Raw genomic sequence first — 2,500 nt, forward strand, 5'->3', positions numbered from 1 at the left:
TTTTGGTTGCGGGGGCAGGATTTGAACCTGCGACCTTCAGGTTATGAGCCTGACGAGCTACCGGGCTGCTCCACCCCGCGACGCTTACCTGGACGCTTTTTGCCCGAGGCGTTTGCCTCATTTAACTGAGTTGAGGCTATTTTGATTTCATCGTTTGAGAGATTTTGAGGTTCCTTATTAGGTTTGGCGGTGACCTACTCTCCCACGTCTTAAGACGCAGTACCATTGGCGCTACGGTGCTTAACGGCCGAGTTCGGGAAGGGATCGGGTGTTTCACTCGCGCTATGACCACCAAACCGAATAAGGAACCTATCGTCGCCGTTGCGGGGCGACGTTACCAAGTCAAGTATGTGTTGTGTATGCTTTTGATCAGTAATGAGCGCTACCGCTTCGCTACTTGAGCGCTGCTGCAGCCTTGCTGTTACTGGATCAAATCAAGCCTATCGGACAATTAGTACCGGTCAACTGAACGCATTGCTGCGCTTACATCTCCGGCCTATCGACGTGGTGGTCTACCACGGTCCTCAGGGATACCTTGTTTTGAGGGGGGCTTCCCGCTTAGATGCCTTCAGCGGTTATCCTGTCCGTTCATAGCTACCCAGCACTGCCGTTGGCACGACAACTGGTCCACCAGTGGAACGTTCACCCCGGTCCTCTCGTACTAGGGGCAACTCCTCTCAAGTATCCTACACCCACGGCAGATAGGGACCGAACTGTCTCACGACGTTCTAAACCCAGCTCACGTACCTCTTTAAACGGCGAACAGCCGTACCCTTGGGACCTGCTCCAGCCCCAGGATGAGATGAGCCGACATCGAGGTGCCAAACACTGCCGTCGATATGGACTCTTGGGCAGTATCAGCCTGTTATCCCCGGCGTACCTTTTATCCGTTGAGCGATGGCCCTTCCACGCGGGACCACCGGATCACTATGGCCGTCTTTCGACTCTGCTCGACTTGTCAGTCTCGCAGTCAGGCTGGCTTCTGCCATTGCACTCAACGAGCGATTTCCGACCGCTCTGAGCCAACCTTCGCGCGCCTCCGTTACTCTTTAGGAGGCGACCGCCCCAGTCAAACTACCCGCCACGCAGGGTCCCGGATCCGGATAACGGACCGCGGTTAGACATCAAGAGTGCGAAGGGTGGTATCTCAAGGGAGGCTCCACCGAAACTGGCGTTCCGGTTTCAAAGCCTACCACCTATCCTGCACATCACAATCCTGATGCCAGTGCGAAGCTGTAGTAAAGGTGCACGGGGTCTTTCCGTCTAACCGCGGGAAGCCTGCATCTTGACAGGCAATTCAATTTCGCTGAGTCGATGTTGGAGACAGCGGGGAAGTCGTTACGCCATTCGTGCAGGTCGGAACTTACCCGACAAGGAATTTCGCTACCTTAGGACCGTTATAGTTACGGCCGCCGTTTACCGGGGCTTCAATTCGACGCTCTCACATCTCCTTTTAACCTTCCGGCACCGGGCAGGCGTCAGACCCTATACGTCGTCTTGCGACTTCGCAGAGCCCTGTGTTTTTAGTAAACAGTCGCCACCCCCTGGTTTGTGCCCCCAGCCACTAGTTGCCTAGAAACTGGGCCTCCTTCTCGCGAACTTACGGAGGTATTTTGCCGAGTTCCTTCAACATCGTTCTCTCAAGCGCCTTGGTATTCTCTACCAGTCCACCTGTGTCGGTTTAGGGTACGGTCTTAAAGAGGGGCTATTTCCAGGAACCGATCAGCAGCCCAGACAATCCGATAAGCCTGAACTACCCTCACGATCCGTCACCACCTCACGGCCCAGGAATATTAACCTGGTTCCCATCGACTACGCCTTTCGGCCTCGCCTTAGGGGCCGGCTTACCCTGCTCAGATTAGCTTTAAGCAGGAACCCTTGGACTTTCGGCGACAGGGTCTCTCACCCTGTTTGTCGCTACTCATGTCATCATTCTCGCTAGTGATCTCTCCACCGGATCCCTCACAGGCCGGCTTCACAGAAAGTTCCTTGCGTCCAATACTCCCGAAGGAGTTAAGGACGCATGGAACTATGTCACACTACGCTCCGCTACCATGCACTACGTGCATCCTCAGCTTCGGCTCATGGCTTGAGCCCCGTTACATCTTCGCCGCAGGACAACTTATTTAGACCAGTGAGCTGTTACGCTATCTTTAAAGGATGGCTGCTTCTAAGCCAACCTCCTGGTTGTTTTGGTCGTCCCACCTGCTTTCCCACTTAGCCATGAATTGGGGGCCTTAGCTGGAGGTCAGGGTTGTTTCCCTCTCCACCGTGGACGTTAGCATCCACGGTGTGTCTGCCATCTAGTACTCCCGGGTATTCGGAGTTTGGTTAGGATCAGTAAGCCTGTGGGGCCCCATTACCCATCCAGTGCTCTACCCCCCGGGGTATTCGGATGACGCTCTACCTAAATAGATTTCGCGGAGAACCAGCTATCTCCGAGTTTGATTGGCCTTTCACCCCTAGGCACAACTCATCCCGACCTTTTTCAACAGGTGTG

The 2,500-nt window shown here is 54.6% G+C and carries 1 tRNA gene and 2 rRNA genes (1 of these 3 cut by a window edge); all 3 read right to left on the minus strand.

The window, feature by feature from the left end:
* Positions 1–3 precede the first annotated feature (3 nt).
* A tRNA-Met gene (locus IT775_RS20930) sits at positions 4–80 on the minus strand.
* Between the two features lie 101 nt (positions 81–181).
* Positions 182–296 (minus strand): 5S ribosomal RNA (rrf, locus tag IT775_RS20935).
* Between the two features lie 134 nt (positions 297–430).
* Positions 431–2,500, minus strand: a 23S ribosomal RNA gene (locus IT775_RS20940); it runs 759 nt beyond the window's last position.

Source organism: Thalassovita aquimarina (assembly GCF_018219815.1).
Classification (GTDB): domain Bacteria; phylum Pseudomonadota; class Alphaproteobacteria; order Rhodobacterales; family Rhodobacteraceae; genus Thalassobius; species Thalassobius aquimarinus.